The organism is Collinsella aerofaciens (assembly GCF_040915425.1).
GTDB lineage: Bacteria > Actinomycetota > Coriobacteriia > Coriobacteriales > Coriobacteriaceae > Collinsella > Collinsella aerofaciens_BW.
Map to the genome: position 1 here is coordinate 3,160 of NZ_JBCPDN010000004.1, position 23,366 is coordinate 26,525.

22 protein-coding genes and 6 tRNA genes are annotated in these 23,366 nt (G+C 58.4%); 7 read left to right on the forward strand and 21 right to left on the reverse strand.

Features of this window, described 5'->3' with window-relative positions:
* The coding region (locus AB5164_RS01025) for a PLP-dependent transferase (RefSeq protein WP_368147732.1) at positions 1 to 270 on the reverse strand (270 nt) is incomplete at its 3' end.
* Between the two features lie 273 nt (positions 271 to 543).
* On the opposite strand from AB5164_RS01025, the gene AB5164_RS01030 reads away from it, so the two are divergent.
* The 5 genes from AB5164_RS01030 (at position 544) to AB5164_RS01050 (ending at position 4,066) form a co-directional block, all read left to right on the forward strand.
* Positions 544 to 1,482 carry a LysR family transcriptional regulator gene (locus AB5164_RS01030; RefSeq protein ID WP_368135931.1) on the forward strand — a complete coding sequence of 313 codons (939 nt, stop codon included), beginning with the start codon at positions 544 to 546 and terminating at the stop codon, positions 1,480 to 1,482.
* Positions 1,483 to 1,545: 63 nt separating this feature from the next.
* On the forward strand, positions 1,546 to 2,031 hold the full coding sequence (rnhA, locus tag AB5164_RS01035; RefSeq protein WP_117564440.1) for a ribonuclease HI: 486 nt from the start codon (positions 1,546 to 1,548) through the stop codon (positions 2,029 to 2,031).
* Between the two features lie 73 nt (positions 2,032 to 2,104).
* Positions 2,105 to 3,211: a Gfo/Idh/MocA family protein gene (locus AB5164_RS01040; protein ID WP_271730820.1), complete on the forward strand. Its 1,107-nt coding sequence runs from the start codon at positions 2,105 to 2,107 to the stop codon at positions 3,209 to 3,211.
* Between the two features lie 2 nt (positions 3,212 to 3,213).
* A complete protein-coding gene (locus AB5164_RS01045) occupies positions 3,214 to 3,624 on the forward strand; it encodes an acylphosphatase (RefSeq protein WP_368142242.1) in 411 nt (136 codons plus the stop codon).
* 61 nt (positions 3,625 to 3,685) lie between these two features.
* Entirely contained in the window at positions 3,686 to 4,066 is a 381-nt protein-coding gene (locus AB5164_RS01050) for a Fur family transcriptional regulator (protein ID WP_099431458.1), read from the forward strand.
* 77 nt (positions 4,067 to 4,143) lie between these two features.
* Here AB5164_RS01050 and AB5164_RS01055 read toward each other — a convergent pair whose 3' ends face one another.
* From AB5164_RS01055 to AB5164_RS01065, 3 genes are all read right to left on the reverse strand, one after another.
* Complete coding sequence (locus AB5164_RS01055; protein ID WP_217107720.1) at positions 4,144 to 4,941, reverse strand: HAD-IIB family hydrolase; 798 nt, start codon at positions 4,939 to 4,941, stop codon at positions 4,144 to 4,146.
* A gap of 81 nt (positions 4,942 to 5,022) precedes the next feature.
* Entirely contained in the window at positions 5,023 to 5,601 is a 579-nt protein-coding gene (locus AB5164_RS01060) for an urease accessory protein UreE (protein ID WP_022094405.1), read from the reverse strand.
* Positions 5,602 to 5,604: 3 nt separating this feature from the next.
* A complete protein-coding gene (locus AB5164_RS01065) occupies positions 5,605 to 6,033 on the reverse strand; it encodes an FKBP-type peptidyl-prolyl cis-trans isomerase (RefSeq protein WP_055286916.1) in 429 nt (142 codons plus the stop codon).
* 120 nt (positions 6,034 to 6,153) lie between these two features.
* Here AB5164_RS01065 and AB5164_RS01070 point away from each other — a divergent pair, with 120 nt between their 5' ends.
* Together AB5164_RS01070 and AB5164_RS01075 are read left to right on the forward strand one after the other, a co-directional pair.
* Positions 6,154 to 7,167 (forward strand): dipeptidase, encoded by a 1,014-nt coding sequence (locus AB5164_RS01070; RefSeq protein WP_368142243.1) that lies wholly within the window; start codon positions 6,154 to 6,156, stop codon positions 7,165 to 7,167.
* 74 nt (positions 7,168 to 7,241) lie between these two features.
* Positions 7,242 to 8,018: a M48 family metallopeptidase gene (locus AB5164_RS01075; protein ID WP_368142244.1), complete on the forward strand. Its 777-nt coding sequence runs from the start codon at positions 7,242 to 7,244 to the stop codon at positions 8,016 to 8,018.
* Positions 8,019 to 8,024: 6 nt separating this feature from the next.
* Here the strand turns inward: AB5164_RS01075 and folB are convergent, their stop codons facing one another.
* From folB to AB5164_RS01160, 17 genes are all read right to left on the reverse strand, one after another.
* A complete protein-coding gene (gene folB, locus AB5164_RS01080) occupies positions 8,025 to 8,510 on the reverse strand; it encodes a dihydroneopterin aldolase (RefSeq protein WP_368142245.1) in 486 nt (161 codons plus the stop codon).
* Positions 8,511 to 8,553: 43 nt separating this feature from the next.
* Positions 8,554 to 9,135, reverse strand: coding sequence for an HD domain-containing protein (locus AB5164_RS01085; protein WP_171021502.1), 582 nt, complete (start codon positions 9,133 to 9,135; stop codon positions 8,554 to 8,556).
* 1 nt (position 9,136) lies between these two features.
* Positions 9,137 to 9,694, reverse strand: a complete 558-nt coding sequence (gene folE / locus AB5164_RS01090) for a GTP cyclohydrolase I FolE (protein ID WP_022094399.1) — start codon at positions 9,692 to 9,694, stop codon at positions 9,137 to 9,139.
* A gap of 66 nt (positions 9,695 to 9,760) precedes the next feature.
* Positions 9,761 to 10,342 carry an anaerobic ribonucleoside-triphosphate reductase activating protein gene (gene nrdG / locus AB5164_RS01095; protein WP_217749989.1) on the reverse strand — a complete coding sequence of 194 codons (582 nt, stop codon included), beginning with the start codon at positions 10,340 to 10,342 and terminating at the stop codon, positions 9,761 to 9,763.
* Positions 10,343 to 10,769: 427 nt separating this feature from the next.
* The gene (gene nrdD / locus AB5164_RS01100; RefSeq protein WP_055309732.1) at positions 10,770 to 12,992 is read right to left on the reverse strand and encodes an anaerobic ribonucleoside-triphosphate reductase; all 2,223 of its coding nucleotides are present in this window, start codon (positions 12,990 to 12,992) and stop codon (positions 10,770 to 10,772) included.
* 634 nt (positions 12,993 to 13,626) lie between these two features.
* Positions 13,627 to 13,701: transfer RNA gene (locus tag AB5164_RS01105), tRNA-Val, on the reverse strand.
* Positions 13,702 to 13,704: 3 nt separating this feature from the next.
* Positions 13,705 to 13,780, reverse strand: a tRNA-Gly gene (locus tag AB5164_RS01110).
* A 132-nt stretch (positions 13,781 to 13,912) separates the two neighbouring features.
* Positions 13,913 to 15,646 (reverse strand): glycoside hydrolase family 13 protein, encoded by a 1,734-nt coding sequence (locus AB5164_RS01115; protein ID WP_368142246.1) that lies wholly within the window; start codon positions 15,644 to 15,646, stop codon positions 13,913 to 13,915.
* Positions 15,647 to 15,982: 336 nt separating this feature from the next.
* Positions 15,983 to 16,058 (reverse strand) — tRNA-Gly (locus AB5164_RS01120).
* Between the two features lie 42 nt (positions 16,059 to 16,100).
* Positions 16,101 to 16,174: transfer RNA gene (locus AB5164_RS01125), tRNA-Cys, on the reverse strand.
* Between the two features lie 34 nt (positions 16,175 to 16,208).
* A tRNA-Gly gene (locus AB5164_RS01130) sits at positions 16,209 to 16,284 on the reverse strand.
* Positions 16,285 to 16,389: 105 nt separating this feature from the next.
* On the reverse strand, positions 16,390 to 17,136 hold the full coding sequence (locus tag AB5164_RS01135; RefSeq protein ID WP_055286928.1) for an anti-sigma factor antagonist: 747 nt from the start codon (positions 17,134 to 17,136) through the stop codon (positions 16,390 to 16,392).
* Between the two features lie 78 nt (positions 17,137 to 17,214).
* Positions 17,215 to 19,560 carry a GAF domain-containing SpoIIE family protein phosphatase gene (locus AB5164_RS01140; protein WP_368142247.1) on the reverse strand — a complete coding sequence of 782 codons (2,346 nt, stop codon included), beginning with the start codon at positions 19,558 to 19,560 and terminating at the stop codon, positions 17,215 to 17,217.
* A 59-nt stretch (positions 19,561 to 19,619) separates the two neighbouring features.
* A tRNA-Leu gene (locus tag AB5164_RS01145) sits at positions 19,620 to 19,709 on the reverse strand.
* 593 nt (positions 19,710 to 20,302) lie between these two features.
* Positions 20,303 to 21,331, reverse strand: coding sequence for an ABC transporter ATP-binding protein (locus AB5164_RS01150; RefSeq protein WP_022094888.1), 1,029 nt, complete (start codon positions 21,329 to 21,331; stop codon positions 20,303 to 20,305).
* Positions 21,331 to 22,422, reverse strand: coding sequence for an ABC transporter ATP-binding protein (locus AB5164_RS01155; RefSeq protein WP_022094887.1), 1,092 nt, complete (start codon positions 22,420 to 22,422; stop codon positions 21,331 to 21,333). The genes AB5164_RS01150 and AB5164_RS01155 overlap by 1 nt, the downstream gene beginning before the upstream one ends.
* A gap of 2 nt (positions 22,423 to 22,424) precedes the next feature.
* The gene (locus AB5164_RS01160) at positions 22,425 to 23,360 is read right to left on the reverse strand and encodes an ABC transporter permease (RefSeq protein ID WP_035138881.1); all 936 of its coding nucleotides are present in this window, start codon (positions 23,358 to 23,360) and stop codon (positions 22,425 to 22,427) included.
* Positions 23,361 to 23,366 lie beyond the last annotated feature (6 nt).

The following is a 23,366-nucleotide window of genomic DNA, read 5'->3' on the forward strand; positions in this document are numbered from 1 at the left end:
GGCGAGACCTGCCACGCCACCCTCGAGTGCGGCGATACGATCCTCGAAGACGCCCTGGGTGGAGTTGGTCAGACGGCCGTAGATGTTACCGGCGTCGGCAAGACCAAAGCGGTCGGCGGCGTGCTGGGAGTTGCGGAACACATAGCTCGTGGTCTGGTAGATAGGCACGGCGCGGGAGTCGGATGCGGGATCGGCGCTCTCCTGGCCAACGTGAAGCTGCAGGGTATCGAAACCAAAGGTGTGCTCGGGGTTGTTGATGAACTGGCTCATGATGATCTCCTTGATCGAACAAAAGTAAATAAATAAGAGAGAAGTAAGTCGCTGTCTCCTGATCACGCCGACGGGCGCAAACAGGAGCCCGGCATTCGCCTTGGTAAGCAATTCATATGCGGGCCTCCTTTCGCATCCCGGTTCAGTGGTCGGTTTAATTACCTACCGCCTTTGTGTGTTTTGAATAGTACGAGCATTGTTTCGCTCGGTCAATCACTTAAAAGCGCTAACCTGTTATCGGTTTTATAGATAGCAATCGAAAGGACGGCGCCGATGACCCTTCAGCAGCTTCGTTTTCTGATTGCCGTGGCAGAGTCCGGCTCAATCAACGCCGCAGCTCAGCGCCTCTATACCGCTCAGTCCAACATCTCAAACGCCGTCAAAAGCCTGGAGCAGGAACTCCACCTGGAGATCTTTACGCGCTCCAGCCGCGGCGTCACGCTCACCAACGACGGCACCGAGCTTTTGGGCTATGCGCGCCAGGTCGTAGAGCAGGCCGATATGCTCGAGGCCCGCTACGAGGACGGCGGCACCCCGCAAGCCCGCCTCGCCATTTCCGCCCAGCACTACGCCTTTTCGGTCGAGGCCTTTGTCAACGTGGTCGAGCGTTGCCGCGACAGCAAGTTCGAGTTCATCATGCGCGAGACCACCACGTCGCAGATCATCGATGACGTCCGCGCGTTTCGCAGCGACATCGGCATCCTGTATCTGGACGACTTTAACGATCGTGTCCTACAGAAAGCCTTTACCGATGCCCGAGCAAGCTTCCATCACCTCTTTGATGCAAAGGTCCACGTGTTCGTAAGTGAGCGCCACCCGCTTGCCCGCCGCCCGCAGCTGTCCCTTGCCGACCTTACGCCCTATACGCGCTACAGCTTTGAGCAGGGAACCTCAAACTCCTTCTATTACGCCGAGGAGCCGTTTAGCTACATCCCCTGCGATCGCAATATTCGAGTCTCTGACCGCGGCACGCTCACCAACCTGCTGATCACCTCGAACGGCTACACGCTCTCCACCGGCGTGCTCTCAAACGAAATGCAATGGGGCATGGCATCGATTCCGCTGGCAGATGCCCCGACGATGCACGTAGGCTATATCATGCACGATGAACGCAAGGCCTCTCCCCTGTTGCAGCAATACCTCGACGAGCTCGACCGCATCATCCAAGAAAACCAGCCATCAGAGGACGGGGTAGATATGGTAGATTGCTAGCCCTCGGCGAACGCGGCGCTACAATGGTCACTCACACGAAACGTACCCAACGAAAGGAACCATGTGAAGGTCATCATCTATACCGACGGCTCGGCCCGATCAAATCCGGGACGCGGCGGATACGGTGCCGTGCTCAAATACACCAATCCCGCCGGCAAGACCTTCACCTCCGAGCTTTCGCGCGGCTACGCCAAGACCACCAACAACCGCATGGAGCTCATGGCGGTCATCGTGGCGCTCGAGGCACTTAACCGCCCCTGCGAGGTCGAGGTCCATTCCGATTCGCAGTACGTCGTCAACGCCTTTAACAAGCACTGGATCGACGGCTGGAAAAAGCGCGGATGGAAAACCGCCAACAAGCAGCCCGTTAAGAACCGCGATCTGTGGGAGCGCCTACTCACCGCCAAAAGCAAGCACAAGGTTGAGTTCATCTGGGTTAAGGGTCACGCCGGCCACGAGCTCAACGAGCGCTGCGATGAGCTTGCCACCACGGCGGCCGACGGCAGCAACCTCGATATCGACACCGGCTTTAACGAGAGCGACCTGTAACGGCGTTTTCGCACGCTTTTGTGTCCTCCCGCGCTACACTCGTCCTGTAGGCCAAACAACGCAAGGGGGACACATGCTGCGTATAGCGACCATCGGCACATCCATGATTACCGACGACTTTATCCAAGTCGTCAACGCCAACGACCAAGCCGCGTTTGTGGGCACGCTCTCGCGCGATGCCAATCGCGGTGCTGCCTTTACCGCCGAGCGCGGTGGCGAGCGTAACTTCACCGCACTTGATGAGCTCGCGTCCGCCGCCGACGTCGACGCCGTCTATATCGGCAGCCCTAACGCACTTCACTACGAGCAGGCCCTTGCCTGCATCGCCGGTGGCAAGCACGTCATCGTCGAGAAACCCTTCTGCGCCACCGAAGCGCAGGCGCTGGAAGTCTTCCGCGCTGCCGAGGCAGCAGGTGTCGTGGCCCTCGAGGCCATGCGTCCCCTCCACGATCACGCCTTCCACGCCATCGAGGACGCCCTGGGCGAGATCGCCCCCATCCGCCGTGCCTCATTGCGCTTTGGCAAGTATTCCTCGCGCTACAACGAGATTCTCGCGGGACGCGCCACCAATATCTTCGACTGCAATATGGCATCGGGTTCCCTCATGGACATTGGCGTCTACGCCGTCGAGCCCATGGTCGAGATTTTCGGCATGCCCTCCGGCCTTACGAGCATGACTACTCTGCTCGACCCCACCACGCGACAGCTCACGCACGGCCCCATCGACGGCTGCGGTTCCATCCTCGCCAGCTATGGCGGAGGCCGCATCTCCGTCGAGCTCGCGCACTCCAAAATTACGAATGACCTACTGCCCTCGCAGATCGAAGGCGAGCGTGGCACTATCCAGATTGACCATCTGTCAACGCCCCGCAACGTCCGCATCGACTATCGCGGCGACGTCGTACGCGGCTCGGCGACCGAGGCGCCGCGCGAACAGGGCGACAACGGCCGCGTGCTCGACCTGCCCAAATCGAGCAACACCATGGAATACGAACTCACAGACTTTATCACCGCCATCGGCGGCATCGATAACGTCAAGGAAGAGATTTGGGAGACCCCGGCGGGACGCCACGAGCTTGGCCACTACCGCGATGTCACGCTCGTCTCACTACGCATCATGGATGCCGTGCGTCAGCAGGCCGGCATAACCTTCCCGGCCGACGCAGGCAAGCAGGCATAGCGATGGGCCTCTTCGATACGTTCTTCTCCAGCGTCACCGGCGGCAGTCGAGAGCCTCAAAAACCGTCAAACGTCGAGCTCGAGCTGCGCCGCAGGCTTACCGTGCTTGTAAGCGACGAGGCCACTCAAGACACTCCCCTGCGTTATTTCCTGCGCTGGGCGGGGCAAGTCCAAGGCGTTGGTTTTCGCTTTACCAACACCAACCTCGCGCAGGCACGCGCACTCACCGGCTGGGTGCGTAACATGGAAGACGGCTCAGTCGAGATGGAGATACAGGGAGCTCCGGCAGACATCCTATCTCATCTCGAGGCACTTCATGCCTCCTACGAGCGCATGGGAACGCGTTTTCGCCTTGTAGATGCCCAGGCCCGAGCCCCACTTGCCAATGAAGACGGTTTCAGTCCTCATTATTAGTATTGTGTGCTAAATACGGTATCATTTACCTACGACCGTTGATAGAAAAGAGGCGAGGCGCATGGCGGTGCAAAGAAGGAATACCAAGCAGCGAAAGCTGGTTCTTGACGCCGTGCGCCAAAGCTACAACCATCCCACCGCCGACGAAATCTACAACGTCGTGCGCGCGCAGGATGACAAAATCAGCCGCGGTACGGTCTACCGCAACCTCAATCTCTTGGCCGACGCCGGCGAGATCCTCTCCATCAAGACGCCGGGCGGCAGCCGCTTCGATCGCACGATCGAGCCGCACGCACATATCATCTGCACCTCATGCAGCCGCGTCATCGACGTACCGCTCCCCTTCGATGCCCAGCTCGACGCCAAAGCGTCCGAGCAAATCGGCTGGCACGTCACGTCGCACTACACCATCTTCGAGGGTCTCTGCCCCGACTGCCGGTAGATGTTTGGAACATGCCTTAAAATCCACCTTTCCGCACTTTGCAGCAAAAAGTAGATTCCTAGACATGTCCCAAATGTCTACTCAGCAAGTAGACGACGCAGCTCTTCTTCGACCGTGCGCACGTAGCGGACGCGGTCGTTAATGCCACGCATAGAGGGGTTGCAGCTCTCCATCAGATAGGGATGGCCCACGACGTTGAGCATGTCGCGATCGTTCTCATTGTCGCCAAACGCCATCATCTCATCGGGCGAAATACCCAGGGCACGACCGTAATCGGCAAGCGCGGAGCCCTTGCCCGAACCGAAACCGATAAAGTCCGTCCATTCGGTTCCCGACGTCATCACGTCAACACGGTCGCTAAAGAGGCGCTCAAAATACTCCAGGGCCGCCGGCTGATCCACCTCGGGCGTCTGGAAGGCAATCTTAATGACGTCCTCGTCGATGTCCTCGGGGCGGGCGACCACCGCCACATCGCAGTGGACCTCATAGCGCAAATGATCGACGAACGCATCGTTGCCGCTCATGGTGTAGAGGTGTCCCTCACACGAAAGGGTCACGTCGGCATGGGGATACGCAACCACGGCATTCGCGATATCCATAGCAAGGCTACGCTCCATGGAACGCTTGACAACGGCACGTCCCTCGCTCATCACCAGGGCTCCGTTTTCGCATACATAGGCGAGCTCATCGGCCACCGGGGCAAACAGATAGCGCAAGCTCGCATATTGACGGCCGCTCGCCGGCATAAACACGATACCGCGACGATGCAGCTCATCGATGAGCTCAAAGGCCTCGGAACGCGGCTCGCGCTCCCCCGGATGCAGCAACGTGCCGTCCAAATCGCATGCAATCAGCTTGATTCCTTCAAGACCCATATGCTCCCCCACAGCATCTCATCAACAGAAAGGCGGACTTTGAATAGTTGTCTCTCAAAGTCCGCCTTACTTATACGCACGTTAACCGCGCGCCTTCTTTACGATCGTAAAGTCTGGTGCCATACTCACAACGGCATCCGCCGCACTCGACGCAAAGCGCCGGTCCGAATCGAGTTCACGGGTAACCGTCGAGAGCCGAACGCCCTCGACGCCCCGGAGCATGCGGCCCAAAACAGGCTGCACCGGCGTATACATGCGCACGGTATACTCGTCCGAATCGCCTCGAAAAAGCGGCGCATGCATATTGCCGATCTCCCAGCACGCATGCGCGAGCGCAATCGGGTCCATGCGGTCAACTTCGACCAAATAAACCTCGGCGCTGCGCAGGCGCACGACAACCGCCACGGGCACCACGCCCGAACGGTCGACGGCGAGCACGTCGCCGTCGACAAAACGACCGCCGTCGGCAGTATCCAGCCGAACATCGACCGTGCGCCCCAGCTCCGTCACGCCCACAAACGCGCATACATCAGCCTGGTCCCAATCGAGCAGTAGCTCGTCAACTTCAAAGACGCCGCCCAGCTTCCGGCGAAGCAGAAGTTCATAGGACGGATCGTTGAGATTTCCCAAGCATGTCGTCGAAACCAAGCGCTCAGGCATGCTCTAACCCTCGACCTCGACGAGCTCGATATCAAAGTTGAGGTCCTTGCCGGCAAGCTCGTGGTTGGCATCGAGCGTCACAGCCTCGGGCGTTACGTCGATGACGACGGCGGGGACAGGCATGCCGCTCGGCGTGGACAGGAAGAGCTTCATGCCCTTCTCGATCTGCTCGATGTTGGGAACCTGCTCGGCCGGGAAGGTAATAACCATCTCGGGATTGTGCTCGCCGTAGGCATCGGCAGCAGGAATGTGCACGGTCTTCTTCTCGCCCACCTGCATGTCGACAACAGCGGCGTCGAAGCCCTTGATCATCTGACCGGCGCCGCAGGTGAACTCCAGCGGCTCGCCGCGATCGTAGGAGCTATCGAACTGCGTGCCGTCATCGAGCGTGCCGCGATAATGGGTCTTGACCTTCTTGCCCTGGTTGGACATGGTAACCTCCGTAATAAGGGCGGCGCACAACACGGGCCGCCATGAACATATGGCGCTAACTATACCCTAGTCATACAATTCAATGACAGTTTGCAAAGAAACGCTGCAACCGGAGGAACCATGGCATATCCCGTATTTGACCTACACTGCGACACCGCCGACCGCATCGGCTGGGCCACGCTCGATCTCGACCTGCGCTTTACCGCCGGCACCGACGGTTATTTCCCCGGCGACGAAACGCATCCGCAAGATTTCGACCTCATCGAGGGCAACGCCTGCGCCATCTCGCTCGCAAAGATCGGCAACACGCCGTGGGCACAGTGCTTCGCCACGTTTGTCCCCGACGAGATTCCCACCGCCCACGCCGCGCGCTTCCAGGCGCAGATCATGGCGCACATGAGCGGCCAGGCAATGCTCAACCACGACCGCATGGTCAACGTACGCAGCGCGGCAGACATTCGCCCTGCGCTCAAAGATGGCAAGGTCGCCTGCATCCACACCATCGAAAACGCCACGTTCTTTGCCGAGGACCCCGCGCTGATCGAGGTGCTCAAGAGCTTGGGCGTACTCATGTCATCACTCAGCTGGAACGCGCAGGGACCGCTCGCGAGCGGCCACGACACCCACGCCGGCCTCACCGCCGCCGGCATCGAGGCGCTTACGCAGATGGAGCACGCCGGCATGGTGCTCGACGTCTCCCACCTCAACGATGAGTGCTTTGACGAGGTTGTCGCCCACGCCACGCGCCCCTTCGTCGCCAGCCACTCCAACTCCCGCGCAGTTTGCGGCGTTAAGCGCAACCTTACCGACGACCAGTTCCGCACCATTCGCGACATGGGTGGCATCGTCGGCCTCAACTACTGCAGCGAGTTCCTATCCAACGACGCAACCGACAAGACAGCCGCAGGCGTCACCTTCGACCAGCTGGCGGCACATATCGAGCACTGGCTTGACCTGGGTGGCGAAAATGTCATCGCGCTCGGCGGCGACTGGGACGGTGCCGCGGTGCCCGCTTTCCTCTCCGACGCCAGCAAGATGCCCGAGTTCCAGAACATGCTCTCCAAGCACTTTGGCAAGACCGTGATGCAGAAGCTCTGCAGCGACAACGCGCTTGCCTTCTTTGAGCGTTATTAATTTCACATCCCTTGAGCGGGCCGGCATGCCGAACGGTCGACATGCCGGCCCGTCCCCAATCTGAAGGACCGCTTTTGACGCAGCAGTTTACGATTTCCGTACCCCGACCGGATGGGACGCCCATCCCCGTCGTCGTTACCAAAAAGCGCGTCAAGAACTTCAACCTACGCGTCACATCGAGCGGTGAGGTCCACGCCAGCGCGCCGCTCGGCGCCAGCCGCGAGCGTATCGAAGCGTTTGTGAAGCGCAACAGCGCCTGGATTATCAGCCGACTTGCCCAGCGTGAGCAACGTCAGGCGACGGCGCGAGAGTCACTCAGTCCCTCGTCCATCATTGCACTTTGGGGCAAGCCCATCACCGTTCAGGATGCACTCGACCACAACTTCGCATCACCCGCACCGCGGCCCAAACAAGCCACGTTCGCAAGCTTTATGGGTACCGACGAGCCAGACGAACGTCCGCAGACCAAGTGGAACGCGACCCTCGACGGCTTAACGCCCAGCGAGATCCAAGCCCATATTGACCAGCTCTATACGTCCGAGGTCACATCGGCACTGCGCGATATTGTGCACGCATACGAAATCGCAATGGGTGTCGCCGTTTCCCGCGTTTCCGTGCGCAGCATGAAAACGCGCTGGGGCTCGTGCACGCCCAAAACCGGCGCCATTCGCATCGCACGCGAACTTGCCGCCTATCCCATCGAGTGTCTCGGCATGGTTGTCGCCCACGAGCTCGTCCACCTGCTCGAGCCAAGCCACAATCAGCGGTTTCACGTCCTGCTCGACACATACTGCCCCAACAATAGAGCTCTGTCGCAGCGGCTCAAGCAGCCGCCCCTCAACAAGCTCTAGCGTCGACTAGCGCACGCGCTCGATCTCGACGCCGCAGCTTGCCAGGGAAAGACCGACGGGAGCCCAAGGCTTATCGAGCTTAACACGCACGCCAAGCAGCAAGGGGTAACGACGCAGCAGCATCTGGGCCACACCCTCGGCTGCCGCCTCGATGAGTTTAAACGTATGCTCGCGCAGATAGCCATCGACATCGTGGCACACCGAGCCGTAGTCAATCGAAGCGTCCAGGTTATCGTGCTCCCCCGCTGCACGCAGGTCGGCATAGAGCACCAAGGACACGATGAACTTCTGGCCCAGCGCATTCTCTTCGGGATACACGCCGTGGTTGGCAAAGACCTCGAGACCGTCGATAGTAATGCGGTCAGCATGGCGCAGATCGTCATAACTCACGTGGGGCACCGCCGTTGCGGTGGATATTTCGCCCCTTCCACGGCGGGCGAGCTCGGCGCCTTCAGTCTTGGTTGCATTCTCGGGCAGTTTCTTGTTGCTCATCGCGATCGTCTCCTTCGTTTAGAACCCCGACCGCGCAAACTAACTACACGCGAATCGACAGGTTCTTTTTATCATCGCTCCAGTTGCAAGCATTGCGCGCGGGGCATGCAAAGCAGGCGCGCGACGCTTTGTCGGCTGCATAGAGCAGACGCTCAAGCGGTTGGCTGTTCACACGCAGCTTTCGATGGCCCAGAATGGCCGTCTTAATGGCTGCGGCATCGGCCGGCTCAAACGCCACATCATCGGGCATACCGCCGAGAATCGCATCAGCGACGCGTTCGCTTGCAACATCATGGGATATACCCGATTCATACTGTTCATCTTTGCCGATATCGTGAAGAAGTGCCGTGGCGTAGATGACCTCACGGTCAAATTCGAGCTGTTCCTCGAGATTCTTGATCCACATAATGCGAGCGACATCGAGAAGATGGTCAATACCGTGGCGGCAGAAGATGCGCCCCGATTCCAACTGTGCAATGTTACCCAGGTGGCGCCGGAACAGCCCGTTGGCGCAAATGTAATCAATGCGAGGCATGGCACCAAAGGGAGCCAAGCCCGAAGCCATAAAGCCGCGACGCGACGTCCCCTCATCGGTCTTCGATGTAAAGTCGTTGACGACCCTCATGCTAACGGCCCAGCATCCTAAAGAACCGCTCCTCGAGCGCGGGATCAGTCTCAAAGACGCCGCGGCGAGCGAGCGTCACGGTCTTGGTGCCGGGCTTTTGCACGCCGCGCATGGTCATGCACATATGCTCGGCTTCCATGAGCACAATCGCTCCCTGGGGAGCGAGATAATCCATGAGAGCGTCGGCAACCTGCGCACACAGCTGCTCCTGCAGCTGCAGACGGCGGGCATAAACCTCAACCGTGCGGGCGAGTTTGGAAAGCCCAGCCACCCGACCGTTAGGGATATAGCCAATGGCGGCCTTGCCATAAAACGGCAGCAGATGGTGCTCGCACAGCGAGTAGAACGTGATGTCGCGCTCGATAACCAAATCGTTCGAAGCGACGGCAAAGGTTTTGGACAGGTGCTCCTCGGCACTCTGGTCCATACCGCCGGCGATCTCACCATACATACGGGCAACGCGCGCCGGGGTCTCCAGCAGGCCCTCACGAGTTGGGTCCTCGCCTATGCCCTCAAGCAACAGCTTAATGGCGGCCTCGACTTTTTCCTGATCGACCATCTGGGCCTCACTTTTCCGATTTTGCGTTCGCGCTATGGTACCACGCCCTTTGGCATCGGCCACAAGCTACATAGTATGGGTCGAATAGACCGGATCGTCCCGCCAAAGCTCCACAGCGTCGCAAAGCGCAACGCCCTCGCGCACAGCACGGGCGCGCGTGGCGTTCATATCGATCACACGCTGGTTACTCGAGCCCCTAAAGCGCAATGAGATATCGTACAGATCCTGAACGAACGGGCCGTCCACCAACATGTCGAGGCAGGCCAGGATACGGTCCGTCACCTCGGTATGATGACGGCCACCCGGCATAAGCTCCTCGAGCACGTCGCCGGTAAAGCACCAAATGGTCTTGCCCGACCCCGCGGGATAGGCAGCGCGAACACGCTCAATGAAATCAACGAGCCCCGCCTGATTCTCAGGTTCCATAGGCTCGCCGCCCAAAATCGTCAGACCATCGATAAAGGGATGGTCGAGGCTCTCGATAATCTTGTCCTCGACGGCGCGATCAAAGGGCTCGCCCGCAGCAAAGTCCCACGCAACAGAGTTAAAGCAGTTCTTGCACCCACGACGGCACCCGCTCACAAACAGAGAAGTACGAACGCCTTCCCCATCAGCAATATCGAAATACTTAATGTTCGCGTAATTCATAGGTAACTCTCCCGGGAGGCCGGGACATATCATCCCGTCCTCAAACATTCTCGGCCTTCGGCCTGCGAAACTGCGGGCGGGACGATATGTCCCGGCCTCATGCAAAGGGTAACTCAATGAACGAAGCGAACATCGAGTATGGGGTTCGAAGTCCAATAAAAACTTTGTTGCAGCTCAACCGCTATCGCAAGTAAATCGCAGCTGCAGCTCGAATTATTTCCGCTAAGAACTTCGAGGAGCGAGCAGGCCGCGCGCTGCATCTCAGCTACGTCAACTTGGCTGAACCGAGAGGGCCGCTTGGGCATTTGCTCGATATGAGTTCCGCACGCAAAGAAGGCCACTTAATGTGGCCTTCGTCTTGCGCAGGACTGTCCGAAATAGCGAGCAAATGCCCAAGCGGCCCTCTCGGTTCAGCCCCGGAGCGGTATTAGAGATGCAGCACGCGGTCGCGGATCTCCTCGGTTCGACCCTGGTTCCAGAACTGGGTACCGATGTAACCGCACGTGCGACGGGCGACATTCATCTTCTCCTGGTCACGATTGCCGCAATTGGGGCACTCCCACACCAGCTTGCCGTCATCCTCGACAATCTTGATCTCGCCGTCGTAGCCGCACACCTGGCAGTAGTCGCTCTTGGTGTTGAGCTCGGCATACATGATGTTGTCGTAGATGTACTGCATCACGCGAATGACAGCCTTGAGGTTGTCCTGCATGTTGGGAACCTCAACGTAGGAGATGGCACCGCCCGGCGAAAGCTGCTGGAACATACCCTCGAACTTGAGCTTGTCGAATGCGTCGATCTCCTCGGACACGTGGACGTGGTAGCTGTTGGTGATGTAGCCCTTGTCCGTCACGCCCGGGATGATGCCAAAACGACGCTGCAGGCACTTAGCGAACTTGTAGGTCGTCGACTCAAGCGGGGTACCGTACAGCGAGAAGTCAATATCGCTTTCGGCCTTCCACTCGGCGCACTTGTCGTTCATGCGCTGCATGACGGCCATGGCAAAGGGCGTGCCCTCCTTCTCGGTGTGGCTGTGGCCCGTCATGTACTTGACGCACTCATACAAGCCGGCATAACCCAGACTAATGGTGGAGTAACCGCCCACGAGCAGCTTATCGATCGTCTCGCCCTTCTTCAGGCGGGCGAGGGCACCGTACTGCCAAAGAATCGGTGCGGCGTCAGAAAGCGTACCCATCAGACGCTCATGACGGCACAGCAGGGCGCGGTGGCACAGCTCAAGGCGCTCGTCGAAGATCTTCCAGAACTTGTCCATGTCCTGATGCGAGCTCAGCGCGACATCAGGCAGGTTGATGGTCACGACGCCCTGGTTAAAGCGACCATAGTACTTGGGCTTGTTCGGGTCGTAGTTCAGCGCGTTGGCAACGTTGTTAAAGCCGTTGCCCGAGCGGTCGGGCGTCAAGAAGCTGCGGCAGCCCATGCAGGTATAGCAGTCGCCGTTGCCGGCGGTCTCGCCCTTCGACAGCTTGAGCTCGCGCATCTTCTTCTCGGAGATGTAGTCGGGAACCATGCGCTTGGCGGTGCACTTGGCAGCCAGCTGGGTCAGGTAGAAGTACGGGGAATCCTCGTGAACGTTATCGTCCTCGAGTACATAGATGAGCTTGGGGAATGCCGGGGTAATCCAAACGCCGGCCTCGTTCTTAACGCCCTCGTAGCGCTGGCGAAGCGTCTCCTCCACGATCATGGCAAGGTCGTGCTTCTCCTGAGGCGTACGGGCCTCGTTAAGATACATAAAGACCGTCACGAACGGCGCCTGGCCATTGGTGGTCATAAGGGTCACGACCTGATACTGAATCGTCTGGACGCCGCGACGAATCTCATCGCGCAGGCGATCCTCAACAACCTCGCGGACCTTTTCGGGAGATGCGGAAACGCCGAGCTCCTCGAGCTCGCGGGCGACCTCGCCGCGAATCTTTTGACGGCTCACTTCGACGAACGGGGCAAGATGGGTCAGCGAAATCGACTGGCCACCGTACTGGGAGGAAGCAACCTGGGCGATAATCTGCGTCGCGATGTTGCAGGCGGTCGAGAAGCTGTGCGGCTTCTCAATCAGCGTACCCGAGATAACAGTACCGTTCTGGAGCATATCCTCCAGGTTCACCAGGTCGCAGTTATGCATGTGCTGGGCAAAGTAGTCCGAATCATGGAAGTGGATCAGACCCTCATTGTGAGCATCCACAATCTCCTGGGGCAGCAGCACACGCTGGGTCAGGTCCTTGGAGATCTCGCCAGCCATATAGTCGCGCTGAACGGAGTTGACGGTCGGGTTCTTGTTGGAGTTCTCCTGCTTGACCTCTTCGTTATTGCACTCAATCAACGACAGGATCTTGTCATCGGTCGTGTTCTTCTGGCGCTTCAGGCTCTGAACATAGCGATAGATGATGTAGTGGCGGGCAACCTCGTAGCAGTCGAGACGCATGATCTCGTCCTCGACCAAATCCTGGATCTCCTCGACCGAAACGGTGTGGCCCGCGTTCTCGCATGCCTCGGCGACGTTTTGCGCCGCATAAACCACCTGGCGGTCGGTTAGACGAGAGCTCTCCTCGACCTCCAAGTTGGCGGCGCGAATCGCATTGACGATCTTATCGATGTCAAAGACAACCTCGGTGCCGCTGCGCTTGATGATCTTCATCCTCTTGCCTCTTTCGCATCGTAGCCTCATCGCGCTTCAGAGCCAAACGATACCCGGCAGGGCTTGCCCCTGTCTTGCGGCGCCGTCGCGCAATCTGTGTTCTCGATAAACCATAAGCCTCCATGCGGACATTCCCTGGAGCCGATCAAGCGGCTCAAGGACACGTTCAAAAGAGGCAGTTAAGGTCTTCGTTCTCTGTCCGCCATCTATCATACGACAAAGACGCATCTATATCCTGTATTCTTTTTTTAGGTCAAACACAACATATAGTGTTTCAGCAGGTCAAAGCAATTAGTCATTTTGCAGACGCATTAAAAATGAGGGGTTCTTGGCAAGTCGGTAAAACGTTACCAACACGGCTACCTGCATAGCAGTTATAAAACCCCCTTAGTCAAGCCGCTGACAAATCCTACCAAAACCAAGCCGCTCACGCCAAAAGAATCCAAAAGATTGTGCTTGACCAACATGTTGCGGTCACGATCGGCCAGGACGTATGCAATCTGCCGGCACCTCTACGGGACGCGAAGACCATCGCGTACAGACCTTGGATCAATATTTGGTGGCTTATTTGGCGGCGTGCTTGGTGGCAAAACAAAAACAGCCCAGAGGACATAGCCTCTGAGCTGCGAACATTTGGTGGGCGTTAGAAGATTTGAACTTCTGACCTCTTCCGTGTCAGGGAAGCGCTCTCCCCCTGAGCTAAACGCCCAAATGGAGCGGACAACGGGGCTCGAACCCGCGACCCCAACCTTGGCAAGGTTGTGCTCTACCAACTGAGCCATGTCCGCCTGCGAGGATTTAATATACGGGATGATCCACCCAAATGCAAGAACTTTTTTTAAAAAGTTTTGCGACGCTCTCGCGAGGACATCAGTCGTCACGAAAGGCGTGGACAAACGCAGGCTCGCAGCGAGATGCCCCTACATCTCACCGAGCATGATCCAGGCAGAGCTGTCCTGTGCGAGCCTGCCGTCTGCAAGCGGTGATGAGGTGAGCAGGACCCTGCCCGCCGGCAGCTCCACGGGTGCTGCACCGAAGTTCGTCACACACGCCCAGCCGTTATCGCGGCGATAGGCGATGACGCCGCCCTCAGCGCCCTCGGCACCATCCGCAAGACCGGTGCGCCCGTCAAGATCGAGCCACGCAAGATCGTTGGCGCACCCGCGCAGCTTGCGCCGCAGCCAGAGGGCGTCACGATAGAGCGCAAGCATCGATGTCGGGTCCACTTCTTCCCTATCGGCAGCATAATCGGAAAACCATGCAGGCTGCGGCAGATGGGGCGCCGCATCGGCGTCTGCCGGCGAAAACCCAAACGATCCGCCATGCGCGGGATCGTCCGCCGCCACCCACGGCAGGGGCACACGACAGCCGTCGCGCCCCTTCTCACGCTTCGGTCCGTGCGTATTGGTCGCAGTAGGGTCTTCGAGTGCAGCCCACGGGATATCAGCCACCTCAAAAAGGCCGAGCTCCTCACCCTGATACACGTATGCCGAGCCCGGAAGCGACAGTTCAAGCAAAAGGGCCGCCCGCGCGCGGCGCTCGCCGAGTTCACGGTCCTCGTCATAAGACGACCCGTCGCGTAAGAGCCAGTCGAGCGCAATCTGGTGGTAGCGCGTCGCCTTGATTTGCGGCAGGGCATAGCGTGTCGCCACGCGCGGCACGTCGTGGTTGGAGAGTACCCAGGTCGAGGCGGAATCGGATTCGACGGCTGCCTTCAAGCCCTTCTCGATTGCAGTGTGCATGTCATCATAGGTCCAAGTGGCCTTGGCAAACTCAAAGTTGAATGTCTGGCCAAGCTCGCTGGGACGCGCGTAGAGATACTGGCGCTCGGGCAGCACCCATGCCTCGGCAACGGCACTGCGCGGCGGATTATAGCGATCGAACACGCGGCGCCACTCGCGATAGATCTCGTGGACCTCATTGCGGTCCCACAGCGGGTGGGTGCCGTCGTCAACCATGTCATCGCCCTCGGCGAGATGCCACCGGTCGAGGTCATCGCGGTCGAGATCCTTGGCGAGACCCTGCGCCACATCAATGCGAAAGCCGTCGACGCCTCGATCGCTCCAAAACGCCAGGACGTCGCAAAAGAGCGCGTGAACCTCAGGGCATGACCAGTCAAAGTCCGGCTGCTCGGGCGTAAACATGTGCAGATACCACTGACCATCCGCAACACGCGTCCATGCGGGGCCGCCAAAGTTGGCATTCCAATTGGTGGGAGGCAGCTCGCCATGCTCGCCGCGACCATCGCGGAAGATATAACGGGCGCGCTCGGGCGATCCGGGGCCGGCGGCAAGAGCGGCTTTGAACCAGGGGTGCTGGCTGGATGAATGGTTGGGCACGATGTCGACGATGACCTTGATGCCGCGCGCGTGAGCCGCAGCGATCATATCATCAAAGTCGTCAAGCGAGCCGAGACGTGGATCGACATCGCAGTAGTCCGCCACATCATAGCCACCATCGACAAGAGGCGATGGGTAAAACGGGCTCAGCCAGATGGCCTCGATACCCAGCCGCTCAAGATAGTCCATCTTCTGGGTAATGCCCGCGATATCGCCCAGACCCGAACCAGTCGAATCCTTAAACGAGCGCGGGTAGATCTGATAGATCGCGGCATCGGACATCCATGAGCGCGAAGAGGACTTTTCTGTAGCCATGGGATAAGTCTCCCTTGCAACGAGGTTTTGCGAGATGCCCACGATGATACGCCCAAAGCGGACATCCGCGGCAAACAACGCCACAGCCACGACCCAAAATGCTCGACCCCTCTCGGGTTCAAGCCTCCTGGGACGAATCGACCGATTAGTGAAAAGAACGGAAGACCCACTTTCCCGGCCACGACAGTGAGCGGGCTCCGGGTGCCCCAGGTTGCCGAGAAAGAGGAGGGAAGCGTACTTTATGTACGCGACCGACGATTGAGGGGCAAGATGGGGTGTCCGGGGCCCGCGCAGCGTCAACAAAAAACGCGGTTCGTTAGAACCGCGTAAGATAGTTGGAGCGGACAACGGGGCTCGAACCCGCGACCCCAACCTTGGCAAGGTTGTGCTCTACCAACTGAGCCATGTCCGCATATGTAAAACAAAACGGGCGCCGGAGCGCCCGGATGTTGCCTGGAGGCGAAGCCCGGATTCGAACCGGGGGTAAAGGCTTTGCAGGCCTCTGCCTTACCACTTGGCCACTTCGCCGAAAAAGGACCGCCTAAACGGTCCGGAAATGCAATGGAGCGGACAACGGGGCTCGAACCCGCGACCCCAACCTTGGCAAGGTTGTGCTCTACCAACTGAGCCATGTCCGCTTGCGGGTTATTAATTTACGCGAGTTGTCCAAAAGACGCAAGTACTTTTTTCAAAAAACTTGTCTGCCGCATGTTCTTAGTAGCTAAACGCGCTAAAGCGATTGGCTAGGCACACGATTCCAGCGCTCCGCTAAACAGCTTCACCATCTGTACGCGCGTGCCGGCGCCGTCCGTACGACGAGCAACCTCCACGTTATCGACGAGCATACGCATAAGCTTGATGCCACGACCGCGCTCCTCAGATGCGACCGGTTCGCTCGTTTCATCGATAGAATAGCCGGCACCTCGATCAAGCACCTCAACCACAACGCGATCGCCATAGGCCTGAACCGTCAGGACGCACCCGATACCGCCCGCATGGTCATAGGCATTACCCAGCGCCTCCCCCGACGCCAATGCGACATCGTAGCGCTCGTCACGGCGCAACGGAAGCGATTCAAGGAGTTCAGCGATGCGATGTCGGTAGTATGGAAGATTCTCGATACCCTGACGGACCTCGACGCTCTTACTCCAGCGAGGCAGCTCCCCCACCGGGATGGCGGGAATAGACTCCCGTGCCGGCCCCGCGACATGAAGGATATCGACAAGACGAGCAATCTCCAAAAAGCGAACAACTTCACCTGATGCATTGACGAGCGAAAGCAGGCCTTCTCGCCTCATGAGCTCACGAGCGCGCGTAAGCAGGAATGCCAAGCCCGTCGAATCGATAAAGCTAACAGCCTGACAGTTGATGACAACACGGCGCACGCCGCGGCCAATCAAAGCATCCAACCGCCGACGCAGCGCAGGCACCGTGGCGATGTCGATATCGCCTGGTGGCGTCAAAACCGCTATGTCATTCCACTCATTCATACGACCATGGTTCCCCAAAAAAGCCCACTCGATGCATTCGTTTCCCCAACCGTGCGGATTCAGCCCGCCCAGCGTCGTCTATGAACGACCCCGTAAAAACTCAAGGGACACCAATGCAATGTCATCGTCCAGCGCCGATTCGGTAAATCGGTCAAGCTCGCCCAAGACCTTGCCGCAGATTCCCGATACGCCCTCACCCGAGACAGAGAGCAGAAGGTCACGAAGGCGCTGCTCGCCAAAGAACGCTCCGGTGCGATCGCGGGCCTCAATCGTTCCATCCGTATACATGAAGAGCATGTCACCAGGAGCGAACGTAAACACGCCTGTCTCGTACACCATGCTCTCAAAAGCACCGATTACGCCCGATTGGCATCCAAGCAGCTCGACCTCTCCCCCACGGGCCTCGCCGCCACCCAGCGGCATCGACTCTGGCCTGATGACCATGGTCGGAGGATGGCCCGCCGAACAATACGTTGCGCGTCCGGCTTTAAGGTCAATCTTGGCGATAAAGGCCGTCACGAACGTCTCGACCCTCGAGAAGCCCATGAGCATGCTGTTAAGGGAGCGTGCCATGCGGGCCGGTCCAGCGCCCTCCCAGGCATATGCCGTCAGGGCCGTCTTGACGAGCGCGGACATCGATGCAGCCTCAATGCCTTTGCCAGACACATCGCCCAAAATCATGACGGCGCAGTCGTCGGGAAGACGGATGAGCGTATAGAAATCGCCGCCGACCAACGCCGAGTTCGTGGCCGACAGGTACACCGAATCGGTTGCGATACCCGGAACATCCCCCAGGGAATTTCTCATGCCGATCTGAAGGGTCTGAGCGATATGGCGCTCCTCGCGCTTTTGAGATTCGCCTTCGTAGATCAGTTCAAAGTCATGCGCCAAGTGCACCAAGTAGTCATATTCAAGATCATCAATCGGCTCTTGGCTACCATCACGAAGCAGCAGCGCGCGCGTCGTCGGGCTCTTCGCAACAGAAGCAGGAACAATCGCGTCGTTACTGTGCTTGCCATCACCCTCAGAGCGCGGGCACCCCGCCTCGATGCCGGAGTCGACGTAGAGACCTTGACAAGGCAGACCATGCGCCCTAAGCCAGCCTCCCATAGGCATCGATTCGTCAACGCGAGTTATACGGACGTGTTTAAGGTCCTCGGCACTCGTACCTCCCAAAACAGATGCCTCAAAGCCATCAGGTCCAGCCCCCAGACGTGCCGCTGGCGCCGTCGTGGAAAAGAAAAGCTTCTCGGGATCGTCCGGCAAAGCAACGCGACTGCCGCCTTCAAAATCTATGACGTAGGAATCCAGGCTGGCGTCATACTCAACAGGGCAAAAATGGCAGTTAAGCATATTGCAGATCTCGGACGATACCGCCTGGGTAGCCGCGGCGGAATCGTCTAGAAAGGTAAACAACTCATCACGCAAGACATTGAGCGAGCGGCCAAGCTCGGCCGTGCGACGGGAGCGAAGGCTCGATGCCATGCCGACCAGCTGGATAGACAGGTAATCGCAAATGACCTCGAGTACATTAACGTCATAGGCGAGCGGTGCCTGAGGGCGTTTCCAACCAACTTCCAGCACGCCAAGAATCTGCGTACCGTAAAAAACGGGAAGACAGATCTCGCTGCGGTACGGAGGCATATCCTGCATGCGCAATAGGTGCTTAGAACGATTGTCCAAGTCCATAAACATACCGGAGGCGGCCTTATCACCCTTAAGGTCCTGTTGAATCGACAAGCGACAGGCACGCGACTCACGAAGAACATACGTCGGAATGCCAGCGCCATACGGCAAAAACTCAGGCAGGTAGCTGTCGTACAGCTCCTTGGAAACACCGCGAAGTTTAAAACCGCCGCTCTCAGAAAAATAGATAGCGGCACCCGAAGCATCGAGCGTTCCAACGAGCTGATTCAAAACGGTATCGAGCAAGCTGGGGAGCTCATCGGAGCCCACAGTACTCATAATGACCGAAAGGGTGCCCGAAAGGCGTTTATTCGCCACCCTAAGCTCCGATAGCGCGCGTTTGAGCTGACGATCGTGGGAATACTGCTCTTCGATGCTGTGAAGCGCCACCAGGACACGCGGTGCACGACGTCCAAAGATACACGGAGGCGTAACGGAACCCGCGCGAACCAAGACGGGAATAAAAGACCCGTCGCTCAGCTTGAGCATCAGCTCGCTCTCGGAGCCATCGGTCTCAAACGGCAGGCGATGTTCGGTCGCGCGCTCAAAGGCAGACGAGTACAGAACGTCTTTGACATCACCGCTGATGACGTCAGCGCGTTCCTCGCACATCAGGTCGAGCAAACGATTATTCACATGCAGAATGGTTCCGTCGAGCTCACAGATGATGACAGCATCGCTCGTGATCTCGACCAGTTGGGCAACGTCTGCCCACTCGTTGCGCTCAAGCGTTTCCATCGTGGACCTCACCGTCTATCGGTAACAAAAAAGCCTCCGAAGAGGCTTCTCAAATGCGATGGTGTCGGAGGCGGGACTTGAACCCGCATGACCAAAAAGCGGTCACTAGCACCTCAAGCTAGCGCGTCTGCCAATTCCGCCACTCCGACATGCTATGTTGTTGATTCGCAGTTCGTTTTGTTGGACCCGCGCGTTCAACGAGGAAGATAATAACCTATGATTCGAGAACTGTGCAAGCACTTTTTTGAAAAAAGTTTACGAATTTGTAAATGCGCTGGTAAATCGATATGTCCGGCCCCGTATCGGTGTTGCCTCCCAGCGCGTCCTCGGGCATGAGCGATATTTTGCTACGCACTTCGTGCTGCAAAATATCGCTCCCCCTGCGGAATGCGCCGGGAGGCAACACCGATTCGGGGCCTGCAAATACGTACTTCAGGCACAGTTCTCAAACATGTTCTGGGGGCTGATGCAAATTTGGTGGCTCGGCTTTGCCGAGCCCTTATATGGGGAGGCCGGAGCCAAAGCTCCGGCCTCACTAAATTTCTTATTAGACAAAGTGAGCGATCAAGGAATCGCACTCCCCCTGCCGAGTTAACGTAGGGCCCGCCCTGGTGTTACTTTTCAGAACACTCCGCAGGACGCAAGAAACCCCCGCCGCACGAAGTGCGCAGCGGGGGTTTCTTGCATGTCCGAGGACGTTCTGAAAAGTAACACCAGGGCGGGCCCGGACAAGAACAACCGACTACAGGTCGATGTGCGATTCCTTGATCGGGAACGGCTCGGCGAAGTGGCAGGCGCAGCAGTGACCCGGGGCAACTTCCTTAAACTCGGGAAGCTTCTCGGAGCAGATGCCCTGCGCGATCGGGCAGCGCGTGTGGAAACGGCAGCCGGTCGGCGGATCCAGCGGCGACGGCGGATCGCCGGCGAGGATGATGCGCTTGCGGGTCTTCTGGATATCCGGATCGGGCACCGGCACGGCAGACAGCAGCGACTGCGTGTACGGGTGGTGCGGCTCACTGTAGAGTGTCTTCCAGTCCGAAACCTCGACCATCTTACCCAGATACATAACGGCAACGCGATCGGAGATGTGCTGCACGACAGACAGGTCGTGAGCGATAAACAGATACGCGGTACCGAACTTGTCCTGCAGTTCCTTAAGCAGGTTCAAAACCTGAGCCTGAATGGACACATCCAGAGCGGAAACCGGCTCGTCGCAGATAATCAGCTTTGGCTTCAGCGCAAATGCGCGGGCAATGCCGACACGCTGACGCTGACCGCCGGAGAACTCATGAGGATAACGGTTGATGTGCTCGGGGTTCAGTCCGACAACGTCGAGAAGCTCGCGGACACGCTCAATGCGCTCTTCCTTGGTGCCCACGCCGTGAATGGTCATGGGCTCGGAGACGATCTCGCCGATGGTCATACGGGGATTCAGCGAAGCATAAGGATCCTGGAAGATAAACTGCATCTCGCGACGCATGTCCTTGATCTCATGCTTGCTCATCTCGGCAACGTCTTTGCCCTGGAAGAACACTTTGCCTGCCGTCGGCTTGGTCAGGCGCATGATGGTGCGACCCGTCGTGGACTTACCGCAACCAGACTCACCGACCAGACCAAAGGTCTCGCCCGGATAAATCTCGAACGAAATGTCATTCACTGCAGAGACGACACGCTTGGAGAAGCGCTTGGCGAACATGCCGGACTCAGCGGGGAACTCCTTAGAGAGGTGCTCGACCTTCAGCAGCGGAGTACGCTCGTTGGTATCTGCCATTACGCCTCGCCTCCCTTCTTGGAATCCTTGCGCGTACGGGACGTCTCAGGAGCGTTCTTGAGGAACTCGGGGTCACCGGAGTAGTGGCACGCAGAGTAATGACCAGACTCGGTGACAACGCGCTCGGGGCGCTGCTTGCGGCACTTGTCCGTCGCATAGGGGCAACGAGGAGAGAAGACGCAGCCCTCAGGCAGGTTCATGAGCGAAGGCGGGTTGCCGTGAATCGGCGTAAGCGGCTTCTTCTCTTCGATGGCCTGCTCCGGGATGGAGCGGATAAGGCCCCAGGTGTAGGGGTGGCGACTCTCGTAGAAGATTTCCTCAGCAGTACCGAACTCGACGGGACGGCCGGCGTACATAACCATGATCTTATCGGCCATATCGGCAACGACGCCCAGGTCATGGGTAATCATGATGATGGCGTTGCCGTTCTTCTCCTGCATTTCCTGCATGAGCTCGATAATCTGAGCCTGAATGGTAACGTCCAGAGCCGTCGTGGGCTCGTCGGCAATCAGGATATCGGGATCGCAGGCAAGAGCCATAGCGATCATGACACGCTGACGCATACCGCCGGAGAACTGGTGCGGATACTCATTGACGCGCTTCTCGGGCTCGGGGATACCCACGAGGTCCAAAAGCTCGGTAGCGCGCTTGAGCGCCTCCTGCTTGGAGTAGCCACGGTGCAGACGAAGGCCCTCGCCCACCTGCTTGCCGATCTTATAGACCGGGTTCAAGGAGGTCATAGGATCCTGGAAGATCATCGCGATGTCGTTGCCGCGAATGTGCTGCATCTCCTCCTCGGTCATCTCGAGGATAGAACGACCGCGATAGCGAACGTCGCCGCCCTCGATCTTTCCCGGAGGCATCGAGATAAGACCCATGATGGTCATGGCGGTCACGGACTTACCGGAGCCGGACTCACCGACGACGCCCAGGGTCTCGCCGCGATCGAGCGTGTAGGAGACACCGTCGACAGCGCGAACAACGCCGTCCTCGGTGTGGAAATACATCTTAAGGTCATCGACCTCGAGCAGATGCTGGCCCTCGGGAACAGGCTGGTCCTTCAGGTCCACATAGTTCTTGTTCTTCTTCATCCTTATGCGTCCTTCATCTTGACGTCGAGGGCGTCGCGCAGACCGTCACCCAGCAGGGTGAAGGCGAGCACCGTCGAGAGAATTGCCAGACCGGGCATGATCATCATCCAGGGAGCGGTCAGAAGATACTGCTGACCGTCCTGAATCATGGAGCCCCACGAAGGCGTAGGCGGAATAACGCCCATGCCGAGGAAGGACAGAGCGGACTCGGTCAGAATGGCGCCACCAATGTTCATGGTCGCGTAGACCACGATGGAGGCGACGGAGTTCGGGAAGATGTGACGTACGACGATACGAGCATCGGATGCACCCATCGCGCGCGCAGCATCAACATAGTCATTTTCCTTGACCGTCAGGATCGCGGATCGGAAGACGCGCGCAATCGAAGGCCAGCCGAGAATACCGATGGCGATAAAGACGTTCTGAAGGCCACGGCCGATAACGGCGATCATGGCGACAACGAACAGCACGTACGGGAACGCCAGGAAGATGTCCGCACAGCGCATGATGATCGTATCCCAGATGCCGCCGTAGAAACCGGCCAGAGCACCCATGACCAGACCAATTAGCGTGGAGATCGCGGTGGCCATAATTCCGACGGACAGCGAAACGCGCGCACCGTAGATAACGCGGACGAGAATGTCGCGACCAAGGGCGTCGGTGCCAAACGGGTGCTCTGCACACGGAGCCAACAGCGACGTCTCGGCCATAGTGGTCGAGTCGGAAGCCGTCGGGGAACCGAGCCAGGGCTTAGCCCACAGATCTGCAGTCAGGGCAACCACAACGACGATGATGATCCAGCAGACACCGATAACGGCGAGCTTGTTCTTACGAAGACGCTTAAAAGCGTCGCCCCACAGCGTGCGGGACTTGGCGGGAGCAGATGCGGCCTTGGTGGCGGTAGCCTGCTCCTGAGACTGAGAATCAGTTTCCTGCATGAGACG

Coding starts and splice junctions, on each gene's coding strand:
- AB5164_RS01030 (WP_368135931.1), top strand. CDS start 544: ATGACCCTTCAGCAGCTTCGTTTTCTGATTGCCGTGGCAGAGTCCGGC.
- AB5164_RS01040 (WP_271730820.1), top strand. CDS start 2,105: ATGCTGCGTATAGCGACCATCGGCACATCCATGATTACCGACGACTTT.
- AB5164_RS01045 (WP_368142242.1), top strand. CDS start 3,214: ATGGGCCTCTTCGATACGTTCTTCTCCAGCGTCACCGGCGGCAGTCGA.
- AB5164_RS01050 (WP_099431458.1), top strand. CDS start 3,686: ATGGCGGTGCAAAGAAGGAATACCAAGCAGCGAAAGCTGGTTCTTGAC.
- AB5164_RS01055 (WP_217107720.1), bottom strand. CDS start 4,941: ATGGGTCTTGAAGGAATCAAGCTGATTGCATGCGATTTGGACGGCACG.
- AB5164_RS01060 (WP_022094405.1), bottom strand. CDS start 5,601: ATGCCTGAGCGCTTGGTTTCGACGACATGCTTGGGAAATCTCAACGAT.
- AB5164_RS01065 (WP_055286916.1), bottom strand. CDS start 6,033: ATGTCCAACCAGGGCAAGAAGGTCAAGACCCATTATCGCGGCACGCTC.
- AB5164_RS01070 (WP_368142243.1), top strand. CDS start 6,154: ATGGCATATCCCGTATTTGACCTACACTGCGACACCGCCGACCGCATC.
- folB (WP_368142245.1), bottom strand. CDS start 8,510: ATGAGCAACAAGAAACTGCCCGAGAATGCAACCAAGACTGAAGGCGCC.
- AB5164_RS01085 (WP_171021502.1), bottom strand. CDS start 9,135: ATGAGGGTCGTCAACGACTTTACATCGAAGACCGATGAGGGGACGTCG.
- folE (WP_022094399.1), bottom strand. CDS start 9,694: ATGGTCGATCAGGAAAAAGTCGAGGCCGCCATTAAGCTGTTGCTTGAG.
- nrdG (WP_217749989.1), bottom strand. CDS start 10,342: ATGAATTACGCGAACATTAAGTATTTCGATATTGCTGATGGGGAAGGC.
- nrdD (WP_055309732.1), bottom strand. CDS start 12,992: ATGAAGATCATCAAGCGCAGCGGCACCGAGGTTGTCTTTGACATCGAT.
- AB5164_RS01115 (WP_368142246.1), bottom strand. CDS start 15,646: ATGGCTACAGAAAAGTCCTCTTCGCGCTCATGGATGTCCGATGCCGCG.
- AB5164_RS01135 (WP_055286928.1), bottom strand. CDS start 17,136: ATGAATGAGTGGAATGACATAGCGGTTTTGACGCCACCAGGCGATATC.
- AB5164_RS01140 (WP_368142247.1), bottom strand. CDS start 19,560: ATGGAAACGCTTGAGCGCAACGAGTGGGCAGACGTTGCCCAACTGGTC.
- AB5164_RS01150 (WP_022094888.1), bottom strand. CDS start 21,331: ATGGCAGATACCAACGAGCGTACTCCGCTGCTGAAGGTCGAGCACCTC.
- AB5164_RS01155 (WP_022094887.1), bottom strand. CDS start 22,422: ATGAAGAAGAACAAGAACTATGTGGACCTGAAGGACCAGCCTGTTCCC.
- AB5164_RS01160 (WP_035138881.1), bottom strand. CDS start 23,360: ATGCAGGAAACTGATTCTCAGTCTCAGGAGCAGGCTACCGCCACCAAG.